10 protein-coding genes are annotated in these 18,745 nt (G+C 40.5%); 8 read left to right on the forward strand and 2 right to left on the reverse strand.

The window, feature by feature from the left end:
* Nucleotides 1-210: 210 nt before the first annotated feature.
* Nucleotides 211-1,827 carry an alpha/beta fold hydrolase gene (locus tag N5O98_RS21910; RefSeq protein ID WP_004308579.1) on the forward strand — a complete coding sequence of 539 codons (1,617 nt, stop codon included), beginning with the start codon at nucleotides 211-213 and terminating at the stop codon, nucleotides 1,825-1,827.
* Between the two features lie 25 nt (nucleotides 1,828-1,852).
* On the opposite strand, the gene N5O98_RS21915 is transcribed toward N5O98_RS21910, so the two are convergent.
* Both N5O98_RS21915 and N5O98_RS21920 read right to left on the reverse strand, forming a co-directional pair.
* Nucleotides 1,853-2,236 (reverse strand): DUF3037 domain-containing protein, encoded by a 384-nt coding sequence (locus tag N5O98_RS21915; RefSeq protein WP_004305884.1) that lies wholly within the window; start codon nucleotides 2,234-2,236, stop codon nucleotides 1,853-1,855.
* The gene (locus N5O98_RS21920; protein ID WP_004308580.1) at nucleotides 2,214-2,996 is read right to left on the reverse strand and encodes a HipA family kinase; all 783 of its coding nucleotides are present in this window, start codon (nucleotides 2,994-2,996) and stop codon (nucleotides 2,214-2,216) included. The genes N5O98_RS21915 and N5O98_RS21920 overlap by 23 nt, the downstream gene beginning before the upstream one ends.
* Nucleotides 2,997-3,160: 164 nt before the next feature.
* Here N5O98_RS21920 and N5O98_RS21925 point away from each other — a divergent pair, with 164 nt between their 5' ends.
* From N5O98_RS21925 to N5O98_RS21955, 7 genes are all read left to right on the forward strand, one after another.
* A complete protein-coding gene (locus tag N5O98_RS21925) occupies nucleotides 3,161-5,095 on the forward strand; it encodes a glycoside hydrolase family 127 protein (protein ID WP_022199392.1) in 1,935 nt (644 codons plus the stop codon).
* 15 nt (nucleotides 5,096-5,110) lie between these two features.
* The gene (locus tag N5O98_RS21930) at nucleotides 5,111-7,036 is read left to right on the forward strand and encodes an alpha/beta fold hydrolase (protein ID WP_004308582.1); all 1,926 of its coding nucleotides are present in this window, start codon (nucleotides 5,111-5,113) and stop codon (nucleotides 7,034-7,036) included.
* A 21-nt stretch (nucleotides 7,037-7,057) separates the two neighbouring features.
* Complete coding sequence (locus N5O98_RS21935; protein WP_118161476.1) at nucleotides 7,058-9,325, forward strand: heparinase II/III domain-containing protein; 2,268 nt, start codon at nucleotides 7,058-7,060, stop codon at nucleotides 9,323-9,325.
* 236 nt (nucleotides 9,326-9,561) lie between these two features.
* Nucleotides 9,562-12,390 carry a ligand-binding sensor domain-containing protein gene (locus tag N5O98_RS21940; protein WP_004308584.1) on the forward strand — a complete coding sequence of 943 codons (2,829 nt, stop codon included), beginning with the start codon at nucleotides 9,562-9,564 and terminating at the stop codon, nucleotides 12,388-12,390.
* Between the two features lie 703 nt (nucleotides 12,391-13,093).
* The gene (locus N5O98_RS21945; protein ID WP_004308586.1) at nucleotides 13,094-13,609 is read left to right on the forward strand and encodes an RNA polymerase sigma-70 factor; all 516 of its coding nucleotides are present in this window, start codon (nucleotides 13,094-13,096) and stop codon (nucleotides 13,607-13,609) included.
* A gap of 132 nt (nucleotides 13,610-13,741) precedes the next feature.
* Entirely contained in the window at nucleotides 13,742-16,972 is a 3,231-nt protein-coding gene (locus tag N5O98_RS21950) for a SusC/RagA family TonB-linked outer membrane protein (RefSeq protein ID WP_022199389.1), read from the forward strand.
* 10 nt (nucleotides 16,973-16,982) lie between these two features.
* The gene (locus N5O98_RS21955; RefSeq protein ID WP_004308589.1) at nucleotides 16,983-18,719 is read left to right on the forward strand and encodes a RagB/SusD family nutrient uptake outer membrane protein; all 1,737 of its coding nucleotides are present in this window, start codon (nucleotides 16,983-16,985) and stop codon (nucleotides 18,717-18,719) included.
* The last annotated feature ends 26 nt before the right edge of the window (nucleotides 18,720-18,745 follow it).

Below are 18,745 nucleotides of genomic sequence, written 5' to 3' on the forward strand. Positions count from 1 at the left end.
GATTTGGCTTCGGCGTGGATTGTAATGGCTCTCGGAATAATTGGCAGCGTTAATGAAACCCCTGTAAATCAAATCCATTACCATATTCTTCCGCATTTCACTTTTTTGTAGTAACTTTGCAGGACATATCTACTATTATATAGTCGTTTTTTGAGTATTTTGTTCTTCATATTCGTAGTATAGGAAGTTAAATCAATTAAAAGAAGCATTATGAATAAATATTTTCTTGTTGTATTGTTGTCATTATTCATGCAGGTTGCTAAGGTGGCAGCAGCCCCCTGGCAATGGTCAGTGGAAATAAAAGAGCTGATTTCAGAAGAGACAAACGCCCACCCTTCTGCCTATCTATGGATACCGGAAAACTGTAAACAAGTCCGTGCCGTCATCATCGGGCAACACAATATGACCGAAGAAACAATTTTCGAGCATCCTGAATTTCGGAAGAATATGGGCAAACTGGGAATTGCAGAGATATGGATCACTCCCGGAATAGACCAACGCTGGGACGTGACAAAAGGTACCCAACAAATCTTTGAAACAATGATGAAGAACTTGTCTGAAATAAGCGGATATACAGAACTGGAGTTTGCCCCGGTTATACCCATCGGACACTCGGCAATGGCTACTTATCCGTGGAACTTTGCCGCCTGGAATCCTGAACGTACATTGGCCGTACTCTCTATTCACGGTGATTCTCCCAGAACTCATTTGACGGGTTACGGGCGTGCGAATTTGGATTGGGGAACCCGTACGATTGAAGGTATCCCCTCATTAATGGTAATGGGAGAGGACGAATGGTGGGAAGACCGGTTGATAACCTCTTTCGATTATCGTCGTGAATATCCGAATGCTCCCCTTTCATTTCTTGCTGATGCAGGACACGGACATTTCGACATATCCGATGAATTGATTGATTATCTTTCTCTCTTTCTGAAAAAGACAGTGGAATATCGGTTGCCGGAGCATTCGTCATTGGATGCTCCGATTCAGTTAATTCCGGTAGAAGCAAAGAATGGCTGGCTGGCAGACCGTTGGCGAAAGAATGAAAAGCCTACAGCCGAAGCCGCTTCCTATGATAAGTATAAAGGAGACAAGAACCATGCGTTTTGGTATTTTGATAAGGAAATGGCAGATGCCACAGAAAAATATTACGCCAATGAGCGTGGAAAGACAGAGCAGTATATCGGCTTTGAGCAAAAAGGAAAACTGATAACTTTCAATCCGAAATCCCATGTACGTATGTCTCCTTCTTTTCAACCCGAAGCGGACGGAGTCACTTTCCACCTGAAAGCAGTGTACACAGATACGTTAAGGAACGAATATTCAAAAGAACACAGTACGCATCCCATTCGAATGTCGAGAATTTGCGGTCCGGTGGAAGTGGTGAATGATACAACTTTTACTGTTCGTTTCTATCGGATGGGATTGGATAATCCTAAACGTACAGGAGGCATCTGCCTGATGGCTTCCGTAAAACAGGATCATAAATACCGGAGTGCCGTTCAGCAGGTAGAGATTCGTATTCCTTACCGGAATAAGGAAGGGATACCCCAAAGTATAATTTTCCCGAAACTATCCGATGTAAAAGCTTCAGTGAAAGAAATAAGTTTAAATGGAACTGCTGACTCCGGCCTTCCGGTTTACTATTATGTAAAAGAAGGTCCGGCAGAGATAAAGGGAGATAAACTGGCATTGACTAAAATTCCCCCACGTGCAAAATTTCCGGTAAAGGTGACAGTGGTAGCCTGGCAATATGGGCGTAGCGGAGAACCTAAAGTGCAGACTGCTGAAGCAGTAGAACAGAGCTTTTATATTACTGCCCGTTAGTTTGACAAAGAGATTGTCCAAGGAATCAGAGTACTAATTCCTTGAACAATCTTTCCAAAGTCTTATCTAAATCAGTAGAAAATCCCGGATGTGGGCGAGATACTTGTATGCAGGAACTTTTTACTGCAGTCAGCCAACGAAATCTGTCAGGAATATCCATATTGGCTATGGCTCCTCCCTCTTTATTTCCCATGCATATCTTGTCAAAGACCTGTAACCCTTCTTTCAGGCAATTCATATCCAGTTCGGAAGAAAACAGTTTTAGTTTGTTCTCATCTATCGTATAGAGGGATTTCAGGTATTTGGCTTGTTTGGAAAACAACACAATCCCCATATTGATAAACTCCTCCCGTTCTACTTTAGGAACGAAACGGATGACTGCGTATTCATATAAGTGCCTTTCTTGCATTTTGCGCTTCATTTACAAATGTTTCGGAATGTTTCATCCTTTCTTCTAAGAATCGAATATAAATGTCTCTCAAATCCTGTGGAGTTTCTGTGCCTTCTGTCCAGTTCAACCAGTCGTCGGGAATAGCATTGACTATCTCACGGATTTTATCAGAAGTCAATATCTGTCTGAATTCGATATCTACTTCTTCCAGTCTATCGGCAAACGGTAATAATACATGATCTTTTATCTGTACAAAAGGAACCAGTGCCTGTTTTTGCCAGTTAGTCCAGGAATGGTGGAAATAAAGGGACGCCCCATGATCTATCAGCCATAGTTCTTTGTGCCATATCAACATATTGGTGTTTTTAATGGTACGGTCTACGTTAGTCAGCAAGGCATCCAGCCATACTACTTGCGAAGCCGTTTTTCCATCTACTTGATGTACTATCGGATCAAAGGTCAACGAACCGGAAAGGAAATGCAATCCCATATTCAGTCCTCGACTCCATTGAAGTAAATCCTGTATCTCTTCGTCTGCTTCCGTTCGTCCGAAGGCCTCGTCCAGATTCAGAAAAACTATTTCGGGGACTCTGAAACCCAGTGCACGGGCTATCTCCCCACCAATCAGTTCGGCAATCAGCGCTTTTGTTCCGTGTCCTGCCCCCCTGAATTTGACTACATACTTAAATTCATCGTCAGCTTCGGCTAGAGCAGGCAATGAGCCTCCCTCACGCAGAGGAAGAATATATCTTGTAACATTTGCCGTACGTAAATCCATGTAGCTCCTTTCTTTAATTTGGGGAATAAAGATAGGACGTTTTAGATGAATTTTATAAGAAAGTGGGCTTTAAATTAAAGAATTGTAGCTTAATTAAATAATTTTGTGGCTTTGAGTGTTTAAGGCACCTTGTTCGTATCTTATAGATAAAAGATAGAAATAATATGAATAAGAAAGTTTTAGTTACGGTAATCTTGTTTGGTTCATTGACAGTATCGGGTATAGTGTCAGCTCAATCTGTATATCCCGGACAACATCAGGGAAAGTTGAAAAAGGAAACAGTCGCTCCCCTTCAGGCGGAAAGTTTTGATTTGAAAGATGTTCGCCTGTTGCCAAGTCGTTTCCGTGATAATATGCTTCGGGATTCTGCCTGGATGACGTCAATAGATGTGAATCGTCTGCTACATAGCTTCCGTACCAATGCCGGTGTGTTTGCCGGACGTGAGGGCGGATATATGACAGTGAAGAAACTGGGTGGTTGGGAATCTTTGGATTGCGAACTTCGCGGACATACTACCGGACACATGCTCTCGGCACTTGGTTTGATGTACGCAGCTACCGGCAGTGAGATATTCAAACTGAAAGGCGATAGCTTGGTTAACGGATTGGAAGAAGTGCAGAATGCACTGAAAAACGGGTATTTGAGTGCCTGGCCCGAAGAACTGATAAACCGGAATATTCAGGGAAAAGGTGTATGGGCTCCCTGGTATACTCTGCACAAACTTTTCTCCGGGCTGATAGATCAATATCTGTATGCGGATAATAAGAAAGCATTGACTATCGTCACCCGAATGGGTGATTGGGCATACAATAAATTGAAACCCCTTAGTGAAGAAACACGTAAACTTATGATCCGCAATGAATTTGGCGGTATCAATGAGTCATTCTATAATTTATACTCAATAACGGGAGATGAACGTTATCGCTGGCTGGCGGAATATTTCTACCACAATGACGTAATCGACCCATTGAAAGAACTTCGTGATGACTTGGGAACGAAGCATACCAATACTTTCATCCCGAAAGTGATAGCCGAAGCCCGCAACTACGAGTTAACCCGCAACGAGACAAGCAGGAAACTATCGGAATTCTTCTGGCACACCATGATTGACCATCATACTTTTGCTCCGGGATGTAGCAGTGACAAAGAACACTACTTTGATCCGAGGAAGTTATCCCAACATCTGACCGGCTATACCGGAGAAACTTGTTGTACCTATAATATGCTCAAACTTAGCCGCCATCTTTTCTGCTGGACGGGCGATTCATCTATTGCGGATTATTACGAAAGGGCATTGTATAATCACATCTTGGGACAACAAGACCCTGAAACAGGTATGGTAGCTTATTTTCTGCCTTTGCTTTCCGGGTCTCATAAACTGTATAGCACAAAAGAGAACTCTTTTTGGTGTTGTGTCGGTAGCGGATTTGAGAATCATGCAAAGTTTGGAGAAGCCATCTACCACCATAACAATCAGGGAATATATGTAAATCTATTTATCCCTTCACAGGTAACCTGGAAAGAAAAAGGACTGACAATCCGTCAGGAAACGGAATTCCCACAGGAAGAAACAACACGTTTTACTCTTCAGGCAGAAAATCCTGTCCGCACGACTATTTATCTGCGCTATCCTTCGTGGAGCAAGGATGTAAAAGTTTCGGTGAATGGTAAGAAAATATCTGTAAAACAGAAATCTGGTTCTTATATTGCCATTACCCGTGAATGGAAAGATGGCGATCAAATCTCGGCTACTTATCCGATGCAAATCAAACTGGAAACTACTCCGGATAACCCGGATAAGGCAGCCCTGTTATATGGCCCGTTGGTATTGGCGGGAGAACGGGGAACTGAAGGTATGCAAGCCCCTGCTCCTTTCTCAAATCCTGCTCTTTATAATGATTATTATACCTATAATTTTCATGTCCCAGCACATTTGCGTACCTCTTTGAAACTAGATAAGAAACACCCTGAACGTGCTTTGCAACGTGTAGGAAGTGATTTGAAGTTTACGACAGAACAAGGAGATGTGATTCGTCCGCTATACGATTTGCATCGCCAGCGCTATGTCGTATATTGGGATTTACAATCAGAAAAATAGATAGTAAACAACGAAATGAAGAATCGTTTATTAATTGCCGCTTTTGTAAGTATCTGCTTTTTGTCCGGTTCTTGCAAAATATCATCCGGTCAGGGAAGTCGGTATGACTTCTCTTCTTTGGATTCTGTTATCCAAGGATGGGTAGACAAGGGATATTACCCCGGAGCATCCATTTGTGTAGTGAAGAATGATACCGTCATTTTTCAGAAGAACTATCGGGATTATACACCCGATACAAAAGTATATGTCGCTTCTGCCGGAAAATGGGTAGCGGCTGCTGTCATAGGCGCGGTGGTAGACCGTACTGATTTGGGATGGGATGATCCGGTAGAAAAATGGTTGCCGGAATTTAAAGACGATGCTAAAGGTAAGATTCTTCTCCGGCAATTATTATCCCATACATCAGGAGTACGTCCATATCTTCCCGAGCCTCGTGTAGATAACTATAATCATTTGGATTCGGCAGTCACTGAAATTCTTCCTTTGGATACAGTCTTTACTCCCGGCACTCGTTTTGAATATGGTGGACTTGCCATGCAAATTGCCGGAAGAATGGCAGAAGTGGCGATGGGAAAGGAGTTTGAAACGCTTTTTCAGGAACTGCTGGCACAACCTTTGGAAATGAAGAACTCTCATTTTACCCCAATCAACACGGACGGCGGACATGCACCCATGTTAGGGGGCGGACTGTGTACTACAATGAATGATTATCTTCACTTCCTGTCCATGATTTATCACGATGGAATGTATAATGGCAAGCAAATTATATCAGCAGAAACTGTGAAAGAAATGCAGGCCGACCAAGTGAAAGGCGCCATAATCCCTTCGAATAACTCGGATAATTATGTAGCGAAAGGACTGGGACAATCCCACAATGGAGTCTACGGATTAGGAGAATGGCGTGAATTAATAGATAAAAAGACAGGTGAAGCTTATCAGATTAGTTCACCGGGATGGGCCGGTGCTTATCCGTGGATAAATAAACACGATAAAGTTTACGGATTCTTCATCTCCCATGTAACAGGTTCTTCTGCTAAAGAAGATGGTTTCTCTTCTTTCTTTGGCAGCCCTGTCATTTCACGGACTGTTTCAGAAATACTGAAAGGCAAGCCATTGGTTGTCAAACAAGGGCGTATCAATGTAGGAAACGGCTCTCTATACTATGAAGAAGCCGGTCAGGGTGAACCGATAATTTTTGTTCACGGTCATTCGCTCGACCATCGTATGTGGGATGAACAATTTTCTGTGTTTGCGAAAAAGTATCATGTCATTCGCTATGATTTAAGAGGATACGGCATTTCTTCTTCCCAAACAGAAGATTATCAATTTATGCATGTTGAAGATCTGGTTACTTTAATGGACTCTTTGCACATCAAGAAAGCGCATATTGTCGGGCTTTCTTTGGGCGGGTTCATTACTGCTGATATGTTGGCGTATTTCCCAGACCGGATGTTATCGGCTTTTTTAGCCAGTGGAAACATCCGGAAATCGAAGGGTCCCAGTGAGCCGATGACTAAAGAAGAAGCAAAGGTGCGTGATGAAGAAATAGCTGCCCTGAAAAAGAAAGGAGTGGAGGTGATGAAGAAAGAGTGGTTTGAAGGATTAATGAAATCCGGTGGAAGTCAACGTGAACGGATGCGTGCTCCTTTGTGGCAGATGATTGACGAATGGGATGCATGGCAACCGCTACACAAAGAAGTACGGGTAGTAGCAGGGCTGGATGCTATTGAAGAATTGAAGAAGAGTCACCCTGCCGTACCTTCCTTAATTGTTGAAGGTCATTCTTCTGATAACAAATTTTCAAAAAAAACTCCCATATTGGAATATCTACCTAATGGAAAGCTGAAAATCATAGAGGATTGCGGGCACATGATGAATATGGAGCGACCGGAGGAATTCAATGCAGCTTTAGAAGAATTTTTAATCAATATTGAACAGTAAAATGAAAAAGCAATAAATATCATGAAACAAATAGTTCTATGCCTGATCGGAATATTATTTGCATCGTTTGTATCTGCACAAAAGATAAATCATCCTTCCCTTTTGTACACCCCTCAACGTATTCAGCAGGTAAAACAACGTATGCAGAATGAACCGAAATTGCGGGAAGCCTGGGAGGATATTCAGAAAACCGCCGATGAAGCTTTGCAAAAGGAAGATTTCAATCGGTTGGATTATTTGTCGTTGACCTATCTGATGACGGATAATAAAGAGTATGCAAATATAATCAAAGAAATTCTTTTGAAAGCTGTGGAAGCCGAATCCTGGGGAGATATGGAAATGATGGCACGTATTCCAGTCTGGCGTTCGCAACTGGGCATGGCACATAAGAGCTTCCTTTCTGCCATAGGATATGATGCGGCTTATAACATAATGTCTTCTTCGGAAAGAAAAAAGATTGCCGAAGGCTTGAAACGATTGGCTGTAGAGTCTGCCTTGGGCGACTGGCTGTTGGAACCTACCCGAATCCATTCTTTGAACTCTATGGGACACAACTGGTGGACTTCCTGTGTATGCCAGGGTGGAATATTAGCATTAAGCCTACAAAATGAACTTCCCGAAGTAAAAGATTGGGTGGAGCAACTTCATGAATCACTTCCCGAATGGTTTGACTTTGCAGGCGATGCCTTGCAACAGAAAGCAAAGAGTTTTGATGAGGCTGGAGGAATGTATGAAAGTCTGAATTATGCAAACTTTGGTATTCAGGAAGCTCTATTGTTTCGAATCGCTTGGATAAACACTCATCCGGGACAAAATCCCGGCAATATACCCCAATTGGCAAAACTTCCGAACTACTTTTCTCAAGTATGCTATCCGCGTACAGGAATGCTGCATAGTTTGAATTTTGGAGATAGCCATAAAAATGTATCGGCAGAATCCAGTATGATGTTATTGTATGCATTGGGGATGAAAGATCCAACAATATTGTGGTATATAGCCCAAGTGGAACAAGGACAACATCGTGATGGCTTTTTCCTGAATCGTCCGATGGGCTTTCTCTATACCCCTGATTTGAGTAAAGCTCCCGTAACTCCCGATTTGAAAACCTCACAGCTATTCTCGGATTTCGGTTGGGCCACCATGCGTACTTCTTGGGAGAAGGATGCTACGATGCTTGCTGTGAAAAGCGGTCATACGTGGAATCATTCCCATGCGGATGCCAACTCCTTTATTGTTTTTCATAAAGGCGTTGATATTATCAAGGATGGAGGAAACTGCTGGTATCCCAATCTTGCCTATCGCAACTATTTTTTTCAAAGCCAGGCACATAATGTAGTCCTGTTCAACGGGGAGGGGCAACCTCGTGAACAACAGTATAGCGGCTCTACTTTGCGAGGAAATCTTTATCATCTCTTGGATGCGGGTAATGTGAAATATGTTTTGGCCAATGGAACAGGTCCTGTCTCTAATAATTTCAGCCGTAACTTCCGTCATTTCCTGTGGATGGATAATGTGATTTATATGATCGATGATTTGAAGACACATAAGGTAGGACAGTTCGAATGGTTATGGCATACCAATGGAACTTATAAGAAATCGGGCATTGACGTGAATGTGACAAACGGAAATTCTTCAGTAGTCATCCGTCCTTTATATCCCCGCATGTTGGCTAAGTCCGATTTTGTGCACGACTATCCCGAAGATTTATATTGGGAAGAAATAGAAGCTCCTACGGAAGATTTGAAAGGAACCGAAAAATATTATTCATTCCATTTACCAGCCAAGGTGAACCGTGTGAAAGGACTGACAGCTATTATTCTGAAAGACACTCCCGATGAAAAAGACCTGCCTAAAATGGAAAGACGTGAAGGGCAGGACTGGATAGGGCTTCGTATCCGTCATAAAGGTAAAATTACCGATTTATATATCAACCAACTGGCGGACGGAAGATTAATGCACAGTAATTCATGGATTATGCCCGACGGCTGGATGACAGATGCTTATATGTTTGCAGTTTCTTACCCAGAAGGTACTGAAGCAAAGAACGCTAAGGACTTCTTTATTGCTTATGGAAGTGCATTGAGACGGGGTAATGAAACTTACTTTTCATCATTGGCTAAGCTGTTCGTTATTCAGAAAGCAGAAGATAAGAAACTTGATCTTTGGATAGACGGACAGCCGAAGATAAATACCACCTTTAGAAGCACAAAGAAGCCTGTGTCTGTAGAAGTGAATGATAAGAAAATCCCGGTAGTTTATCAGAAATCGCAGGTGAAAGTGAAATTATAAATTCTACAACATCGTTCTTGTATATATGCTGTTATCTTTTTCTAAGGTAGTAAATTCTTTATTTTTGTTACTCAAATATTTTTCAAATAACATTGAGTAAATAATTTAATCCCTTCGTATTTGTTTATGTGCATATAGAGAATACGAAGGGATGACTTTTTTAATTATAAGTACTTCCTTTTGGAGATTTTTATGTATGTTTGTCACATGTTTAATATGAAAGGAAGCAGTTGTAAGTGAAAGACACGATTAAATATCTGATTCTTATATTAATATATTTGGCTTGTGGTGTGGAACTACAAGCTAAAGACTATATATTCCGTAATATTGTCATGTCCGACGGGCTGTCAGGACTGTTGGTCAATGCTATTTATAAAGATTCCGAAGGTTTTGTGTGGTTAGGGACAGATAATTGTCTCGACCGTTTTGATGGAGTGAAAGTACGCCATTTTGAATTCCGGGGTATTGAGTCAGGAAGAAAGAAGCGGGTAAACAGCGTTACAGAAACAGCCAACAAACAACTGTGGGTAGGAAATGGAATCGGACTTTGGCGATTGAATCGTACAAACAGTCAATTGGAAAGAATTGTCCCTGAAAAGATTGATTTTGCTGTAAATACTTTGTTGGCTAATAAGGATATTCTTTATATTGGAACAGAGAAAGGCTTATTCATTCATAAAGACGGTCAATTACTACAGGTCTTGACAGACCGGAATATGTTTGCCGCCTGTAACAGAATCATGGATATTTGTCTGAATGAAGATAAAACCGTATTATGGCTGGCTACGGTGCAGGGGCTGTATTCTTATTCACTGAAAGACGGCAATATTAATTCCTGGCATTTTCAGGAGAATGTGCCCGAAGCCGATTATTTCCGTTGCCTGACCCGTATTGGAGAAACGCTTTATTTAGGCACAATGAGCCAAGGTGTAGTACGTTTTGATATAAAAAAGGAAACATTCTCTCATACAGTATCTTTAGGCTGCGATGTCATCTCTGATATATCCAGCGATGGGAAAGAGACTGTTTATATAGCTACTGACGGTAATGGCGTCCACTTCCTTTCACACAAAGACCAACAAGTGACACGTCGTTTTTACCATGATGTCAATGATAAGGAAGGAATTCGCAGTAATTCTATTTATTCCTTACTTGTAGATGATAGAGGTGCCGTCTGGGTGGGGCATTTTCAGGCAGGGCTGGATTATTCACTCTATCAGAACGGCCTTTTCCGTACGTATGCCTATCCACCTTTATTCAATTCGGCAAATCTTTCCATTCGTTCTTTCGTAAACAGAGGACAAGAGAAAGTTATCGGTTCACGTGACGGTTTGTTTTATATAAACGAAGCCACCGGAGTAGTGAAAAGTTTTGTAAAGCCCGTTTTGACTTCAGATCTGATACTGACAATCAGCTTCTATCAAGGAGAATATTATATCGGTACGTATGGTGGCGGTATGATGGTACTGAATCCGGGAACATTATCTCTGAAATATTTTGCACAAGGCGATACGGAGCTTTTTCAAAAGGGACATATATTCTGTGTGAAACCGGATGCAAAAGGAAATCTTTGGATAGGGACTTCACAAGGACTCTTCTGTTATAACGGACAGACCAAACAGATCAAACACTTTACTAGTGCTAATTCCCAACTGCCGGAGGGCAATGTGTATGAAGTAAGTTTTGATTCTACAGGCAAAGGATGGATTGCCACCGAAACCGGTATGTGTATTTATGATCCGGCTTCTCAAAGTTTACGCTCTAATGTGTTTCCGGAGGGATTCGTTCATCGGGATAAAGTGCGTACTATCTACGAAGATGCTGGACACAATCTCTATTTTATCCGTGAGAAAGGGAGCTTGTTTACATCTACTTTAACGATGGATCGGTTCCAGAACCGCTCTATCTTTTCTACTCTTCCGGACAATTCGCTAATGTCTGTTATAGAAGATAACCAAGGCTGGTTGTGGGTGGCTTGCAATGACGGGTTATTGCGTATCAAAGAAGAGGGAGAGGAATATGATGCTTTCACTTTTAATGATGGAGTGCCGGGACCAACTTTTACGAATGGAGCTGCTTATAAAGATGAAAAAGGACTATTGTGGTTTGGTAACACTAAAGGACTGATTTATGTCGATCCGAAACGTGTGGACGAAGTGCGTGGCAAGGTTCGTCCGATTGTATTTACCGATATACTGGCTAATGGCGTACCTTTTACCAGTTCCTCTTTGAAATACAACCAGAATAATTTGACTTTCTGTTTCACAGATTTCGCCTATGGTCTGCCATCTGCCTTACTATATGAATATCGATTGGAGGGAGTGGACAAGGACTGGAAACTATTGGCTGCGCAGAACGAAGTCTCTTATTACGGACTTTCTTCTGGAACTTATACTTTCCGTGTACGCCTTCCGGGAAATGAGCAATCGGAAGCTATCTGTCAAGTGACAGTACGCCCTATGATACCTTGGTGGGGATGGACGCTTTCCATTTTATTAATCGTAGGAATTATAGCCTTTATACGGTATTATGTCTGGAAACGTATGCGTCGTTTGCTTGTTTCTTCTGCTTCGCTGGTTTCGGCATCATCAGTAGAGGAGGCGATACAACAAAGAGAACAGTCTGTAGAACATCCGGAAGTAATTTCAGAGCAACAACCTTCCGTTGTTGAAGAGAAATATAAGACCAATAGACTGACTGAAGAGGAATGTAAAGAACTCCATAAGAAACTGGTGGCTTATGTGGAGAAAGAAAAGCCATATATCAATCCCGACTTAAAAATGGGTGACCTGGCTGCTGCATTGGATACTTCCTCACATTCATTATCGTATCTTTTGAACCAGTATCTTAATCAGTCCTATTATGACTTTATAAACGAATACCGTGTCACTCAATTCAAGAAAATGGTGGCGGACAGCCAATATTCACGTTATACATTGACTGCATTGGCGGAACTTTGTGGATTTAGTTCGCGTGCTTCTTTCTTCCGGTCATTCAAAAAGAGTACGGGAGTTACTCCGAATGAATACATCCGTAGTATTGGCGGCACAGCCAAAGAAGAGTAACTTTTCGACTTATTATCCCTGAAATCTATTTTGCATCCATATTCCCTTCACCCTTCACTTCTCCCTGTTCATCGGGGTTAGAGGGTGAACCCTGCCCTTTCACTTGGTGAACCCCTTCTCTTTTATTCTTTTCCTATCTCCAATCTGTTATTAGATAAGTTCTTCTTCTCCCCATCTAAACTTCCTTTTCCTTAATTGCAAAGTTGTTTTTTATAGGAAGCAAACTTTAAATGCAAGTTTTGTTTTTATAATCAAAGCTTGCATTTATAAAAACAAAGCTTGCAATTATATAATCAGAACTTTCATTTATAGTTTATCATTAACCAAAAGCAACTTTGCAACAAGGGCAAAACAAGTTTATCATTAATGAAAAGGAACTTATCTCTTAATGTCCTGCATCATCATTAGCCTGAATGTAAGATAAAGGGAAGGCCAAAATGGTGAAGAAAGGGACTAAAGAGGTGAAGGGGGTGAAAGCAAATGGGTATAAGGAGAGCGAAAATACATTGTTTTTTAGTAAACAGAGTATCAGATTATAAAATGAGACTCTGTTTGCTGTGAGTGTAACTAGCTGATATTTAGTGAAATATATGCGAATAAGTCTATCTGGATTCTCAGAGATTACTCCGCCCTATTTTCAAGCTGTTATATCCGAAATCCCCTCTATATTTGCATCGTGATCAAAACCGAAAAAGATAGTATTATGGAGACAATAGCTAACACTTACAACGACATTATCACCCGTTCTTATGAAGAATATTATCAGGTGATTCTTACCTATATTACTTATCGTATCACTCATCGCTACGAAGCGGAGGATCTAACCCAAGATGTATTTGTACGTCTGCTGGACTACAAACAAATGCTCCGTCCGGACACTGTGAAATATTTCCTGTTCACTATTGCCCGCAATATTGTAATCGACTATATCCGTCGTTATTATAAGAAGCAGGAAATAGATAGCTACATCTATGATACTATGTCTACTTCTACCAATGAAACAGAAGAAAAAATTATCGGTGATGATTTAATGACAATGGAACGGACTCGTCTGGCTGCCATGCCCGAACAACGTCGGTTAATTTATACATTAAACCGTTTCGAAAATAAAACTTCTCCGGAAATCGCTAATGAATTGAATCTAAGTTGTAGGACGGTAGAAAATCACTTATTCCTTGGACGCCGTGAAATGCGCGAGTTTTTCCGAAATTGTATATAATCTTATTCATTAATAAATAACCCTTTGTGCTTATGGAAAAGGAGTCAGTATTTACAAAGAGACATCTATATGCCTCACTTTATTTTAGAGAACAAAAATTTAATACTATTTTTAAACCTCAAATTTAATTTTATGAAACGAAGAGGATTAATTTTTAATTCGCAACCTAACAAGACAGTCGTGTTTGCGTTAGGATTAATGCTGGGACTATGTCCTGCTACACAGATCTGGGCTTTTGATAATGCGGATGAGAATCAAGTTGTACTACAATCTCATAAACAAGTAAAAGGACAAATTGTTGATGCAATGGGAGAGCCGATTATTGGTGCAAGTATACTTGAAAAAGGAACTACAAATGGGGTAATTTCTGATATTGATGGAAATTTCTCTTTGAATGTAAGTGCACCAAACGCTATTATTGTGATTTCATATATAGGCTTTAAATCACTAGAACTTCCTGCCTCTGATCCGAATTTGAAGAGAATCGTGATGAAAGAAGACACAGAAGTGTTGGATGAAGTTGTTGTAGTTGGTTATGGTACTCAAAAGAAGGAGTCTTTGACTGGTGCGGTGACTGTTGTAGGAGCTAAACAATTGGAAAATAAGGGAACAATGTCAAGTCCTTTGCAAGCTATGCAAGGAACAGTTCCGGGAGTTATTATCACGCGTAATTCTGGAGCACCAGGAGATGAAAGCTGGGGTATGAAACTCCGTGGTGCATCTTCTTCTAATTCTACAGATCCACTTATAATTGTGGATGGAGTGGAATACAGTGATGGTATTAATGGTATGCGCAATCTGAATCCGGATGATATTGAATCTATAAATTTCTTGAAAGATGCTTCTGCTGCAATATATGGTTCGAAAGCGGCCGGTGGTGTCGTTCTGATTACAACTAAAAAGGCAAAAGCCGGAAAAACCGTTGTTCAGTATAATGGTTCCTTTACAGGAAAAGTTGTTGGATTACAACCGGAACTGATGTCCTTAGATCAATGGGCAGATGCTGTAATCACTGCACAGACTAATGATGGTTATTCAGATTCTAACTGGATTCGTTATGCAAAACTGGCCAAGCTTTATAAAAATCAATATATTGACTTAAATCATAGTACTCATCCTATTCCGGAAGGTTTTAAAGACGTTGAAGATTTTGTATTTATGGATAATGATTGGCAGGATATATTGTGGGGAAACTCATGGTCTACCCAGCACGATCTAAGTGTCTCCGGAGGTACCGAGAGGAATTTATTTCGTTTATCATTGGGATATATGTATGACAACAGTACTTTGAAATGGGGAAATAATAATAACCAACGTTACAATATGCGTTTGAATAATCAGTTCAAATTATCGGATAATGTAATGTTGACATCCAGTATTGGCTATAATCGTCAAGATCAGGTGTCTCCCAGTATGATTGGCAAGGTCCTTTCCCAGTCTTCCCCTCAACCGGGTTTACCTGCTTCGACAATAGATGGACGCCCGTATGGCTGGGGTACTTGGCGTGCATTGAATTGGTGGGCTGAAGAAGGTGGCGATAACAAACTGAAGGTTTCGGCCATTAATATTAGTGAGTCATTGAATTGGAAAATATATTCAGATCTTGATATGGTTGTGAATGTGGGATATAACACGTCTACAGCAACACGTGAGAAAGTGGAAAAATCAATAGATTGGTATAATTACGCTGGTACAACATTGTTGGCAACAGAACCTACACAGGAAAATAGTAAATATTCTGATTCTTTCTCAAGGACTGATTATTATATGGCATCCGGTTATTTAAACTGGCATAAGACATTGGCAGAGGTGCATAACTTGAGTGCTATGGCTGGCGCACAGTATAACTATACACAATATAAATATACTTTTGTATCAGTAAAAGACATAAATCCATCTTTGGAAATTCCTAATGGTGCTGGAGAAGTTTTGATTAAAGACGGGGATAGCAAACCGGCGAAATGGCATGAAGCTATGATGTCTTATTTCGGACGTTTGAATTACGATTATAAACAACGTTATTTGTTGGAAGGTAATCTTCGTTATGATGGTTCTTCAAAATTCCGTCCTGAAAATCGTTGGCAATTCTTTTGGGGAGTATCCGGTGGCTGGCGCTTGAGCGAAGAGAGCTTCATGCACTCATTGTCTTCCGTAGTTAACAATCTGAAATTGAGACTTTCATACGGTGTGCTAGGTAATCAAAGTGGAGTAGACCGTTATGATGGAACACAGCTATATAATTTTGCTTCTTCCAACGGAGCATATATTGGTAGCGGAAAAGTTTCCACTATTGATACGAACGGAAAGATAGTGACTACAGACCGTACTTGGGAACGTATTCATAGTTATAACTTGGGAGTGGACTTTGCTTTTCTCAATAACCGGTTGACTGGTACTTTCGAACTTTTCATGAAGAAAAATAATAATATGTTGATTGATGCCCAGTATCCGGGTGTGTTGGGAGACAATGCTCCTACAATGAATCTAGGGAAGTTTGAGGCCAAAGGTTGGGAAGGAAACATTACATGGTCGGATAAAATCGGACCAGTTCAATATCATATTGGTGGAACTATAACTTATACCACTAATAAATTGATTGATTTGGGTGCAACTTCTGTTTTGAAATCAGGTTTTGTAGATAAGCAACAGGGATATCCTTTGAATTCTTATTTTGGTTTACGCTATATTGGAAAGATTCAGACACAGGAAGAATTGGAAAAATATAAATATTATTATTTGGATGGAAATGGGATAGGAATGCAGGATAATATTCGTTTAGGTGATAATATGTTTGAGGACGTAAATGGCGATGGTGTTTTGGATCAAAATGATTATGTATATTTGGGAACAGATGATCCGAAATTGTCTTATTCATTTAATGTTGGATTAGAATGGAAAGGCTTTGATTTTTCAGCTATTTTCCAAGGAGTCGGTCGCAGAACTGTTTATCGTGGTGGTGAAGGTAACGAAACTTGGCGAGTACCTATGAGTGCCATTTATTTGAATACAACTACTCAATCTATTGGCAACACATGGAGTCCTGAAAACAGGAATGCTTATTATCCTACCTATACCAGTGTAGGATCTATTAACAATTATAATTACCAATGTTCTTCCTGGTCAGTAGAGAATGGGTCTTATCTTCGATTGAAGAACCTGACTTTGGGATATACCTTACCTGTTTCGTGGTTGGCAAAAACAAATGTGATAAGTAAGTTACGTATTTACTTTACCGGAGCAGATCTTTGGGAGCATAGTAAATTAAAAGACGGATGGGACCCGGAGGCTTCACGCAAAACCAAAGATCTGGGACGTTATCCTTTTAACAGAACTTTTACTGTGGGTGTTAATGCAACTTTTTAAATAGAATATTATGAAACGATCAAAAATAACATTTTTCCTTGCTATAGTGTTAGGAATAACTTTGCACTCTTGTCTGGACATGGAACCTCAAGATCAGTTGGGGGGTAAAAACATGTGGACTTCAGTCAATGATTATAAACAGTTTGCCAATACTTTTTATAGTTGGACACGTGACTTCTCTTCTGTTGTATATGATGGAACACATAGTGATAAGCGTTCGGACTTGATTACTTACCAGAGCTATAATGAATTTAGCCGCGGAATAAACTCGATCCCTTCTTCAGATGCTAACTATACGGATAATTATAAACATATTCGTCGTACAAACTTATTGATAGAAAATGCTGAAACTTATTCCAAACCGGAAGATATAAAACAATATTTAGGGGAAGCTTATTTTTTCCGTGCATATAGTTATTTTGACTTACTTCAATTGTATGGTGATGTTATTATAACGAAGAAACCGTTGGATATTACAGATCCGGAGATGAAGGTAAAACGGAACGACCGTAGTGAAGTGGTTGATCTTATTATTGATGATCTCGGACATGCTATTGACAACTTGCCGGCTTTTAAAGAACTTAGTACTGAAGAAGAGGGACGTATTTCTAAAGAAGGTGCGCAGGCTTTCCTTTCCAGAGTTGCTCTTTATGAAGGAACATGGCAGAAATCACGTAATAATAATCAGAATACGGAACGTACCAAGAATTTACTGGATATAGCTGCCAAAGCAGCCCGAACGGTGATGGATGCTAAATATGGATATAGTTTCCGCTTATTTGGAACAGATAGTGAAACAAAAGTATTGGGTGACAGCGCACAGAAGTATATGTTTATTTTGGAGAATGAGAAATCTAATCCGGCTGGCATCAAGAAATCTGCTAATCATGAATATATTTTTGCTCGTCGCCATGACCAGATTTTAGCTTCAATCGGAAAGAATATAACTCAAGAGTGTCTGGCAAATGTACAATGGATTACTCGTAAGTTTGCCAATCTTTATCTATGTGACGACGGATTGCCCATCGATAAATCAGATCGTTTTCAGAAATATGATGAGAAAGTTTCTGAATTTCTGAACCGTGACAATCGTATGCGTTATACTTTACTAAAGCCGGGAACTCGTTATTGGGGAAATAAGTTCGGACGGACTTCTTGGCAATGGGATGAGGTAGATCTGAAGACCTCAAAGCTATATGATCCTGCGTCCGGTACTTGTTATGGTAATCAAAAATGGAGCGCTGAACGTGTTGTTCCGGATACACAAGAAGGATATGACTTCCCACTTATCCGTTATGCTGAAGTTTTGCTGAATTATGCAGAGGCAGTGTATGAAAGGGATGATAAGATAGAAAATGAAGACTTGAATATATCTTTGAACCAGGTTCGTCAGCGCGTGAATGCCAGTATGCCGGCTTTGACCAAAGAATTTGCGCAGACCCACGGACTGGATATGAGGACAGAAATACGTAGAGAACGTACTGTTGAGCTGTTTAACGAAGGTTTTCGTATTGATGACTTAAAGCGTTGGAAAACTGCAGAAAATGAGATGCCGCAAGCAATGTTAGGTATTAAATGGAAAGGTACTCAATATGAGTCATGGAATACGCCATTCAGTTTGAATGATGATGGATGTATTGTTGTAGAAACAGGTCGCCAGTGGGCAGATAAGAACTATTTGTATCCATTGCCTTCCGATCAGTTACAGTTGAATCCGAATTTGGGACAGAATCCCGGTTGGAAATAACGGAGTATGAATAAAAACAGAGAATC

This window comes from Bacteroides sp. LFL-34 (assembly GCF_027257075.1).
Lineage (GTDB): Bacteria > Bacteroidota > Bacteroidia > Bacteroidales > Bacteroidaceae > Bacteroides > Bacteroides ovatus.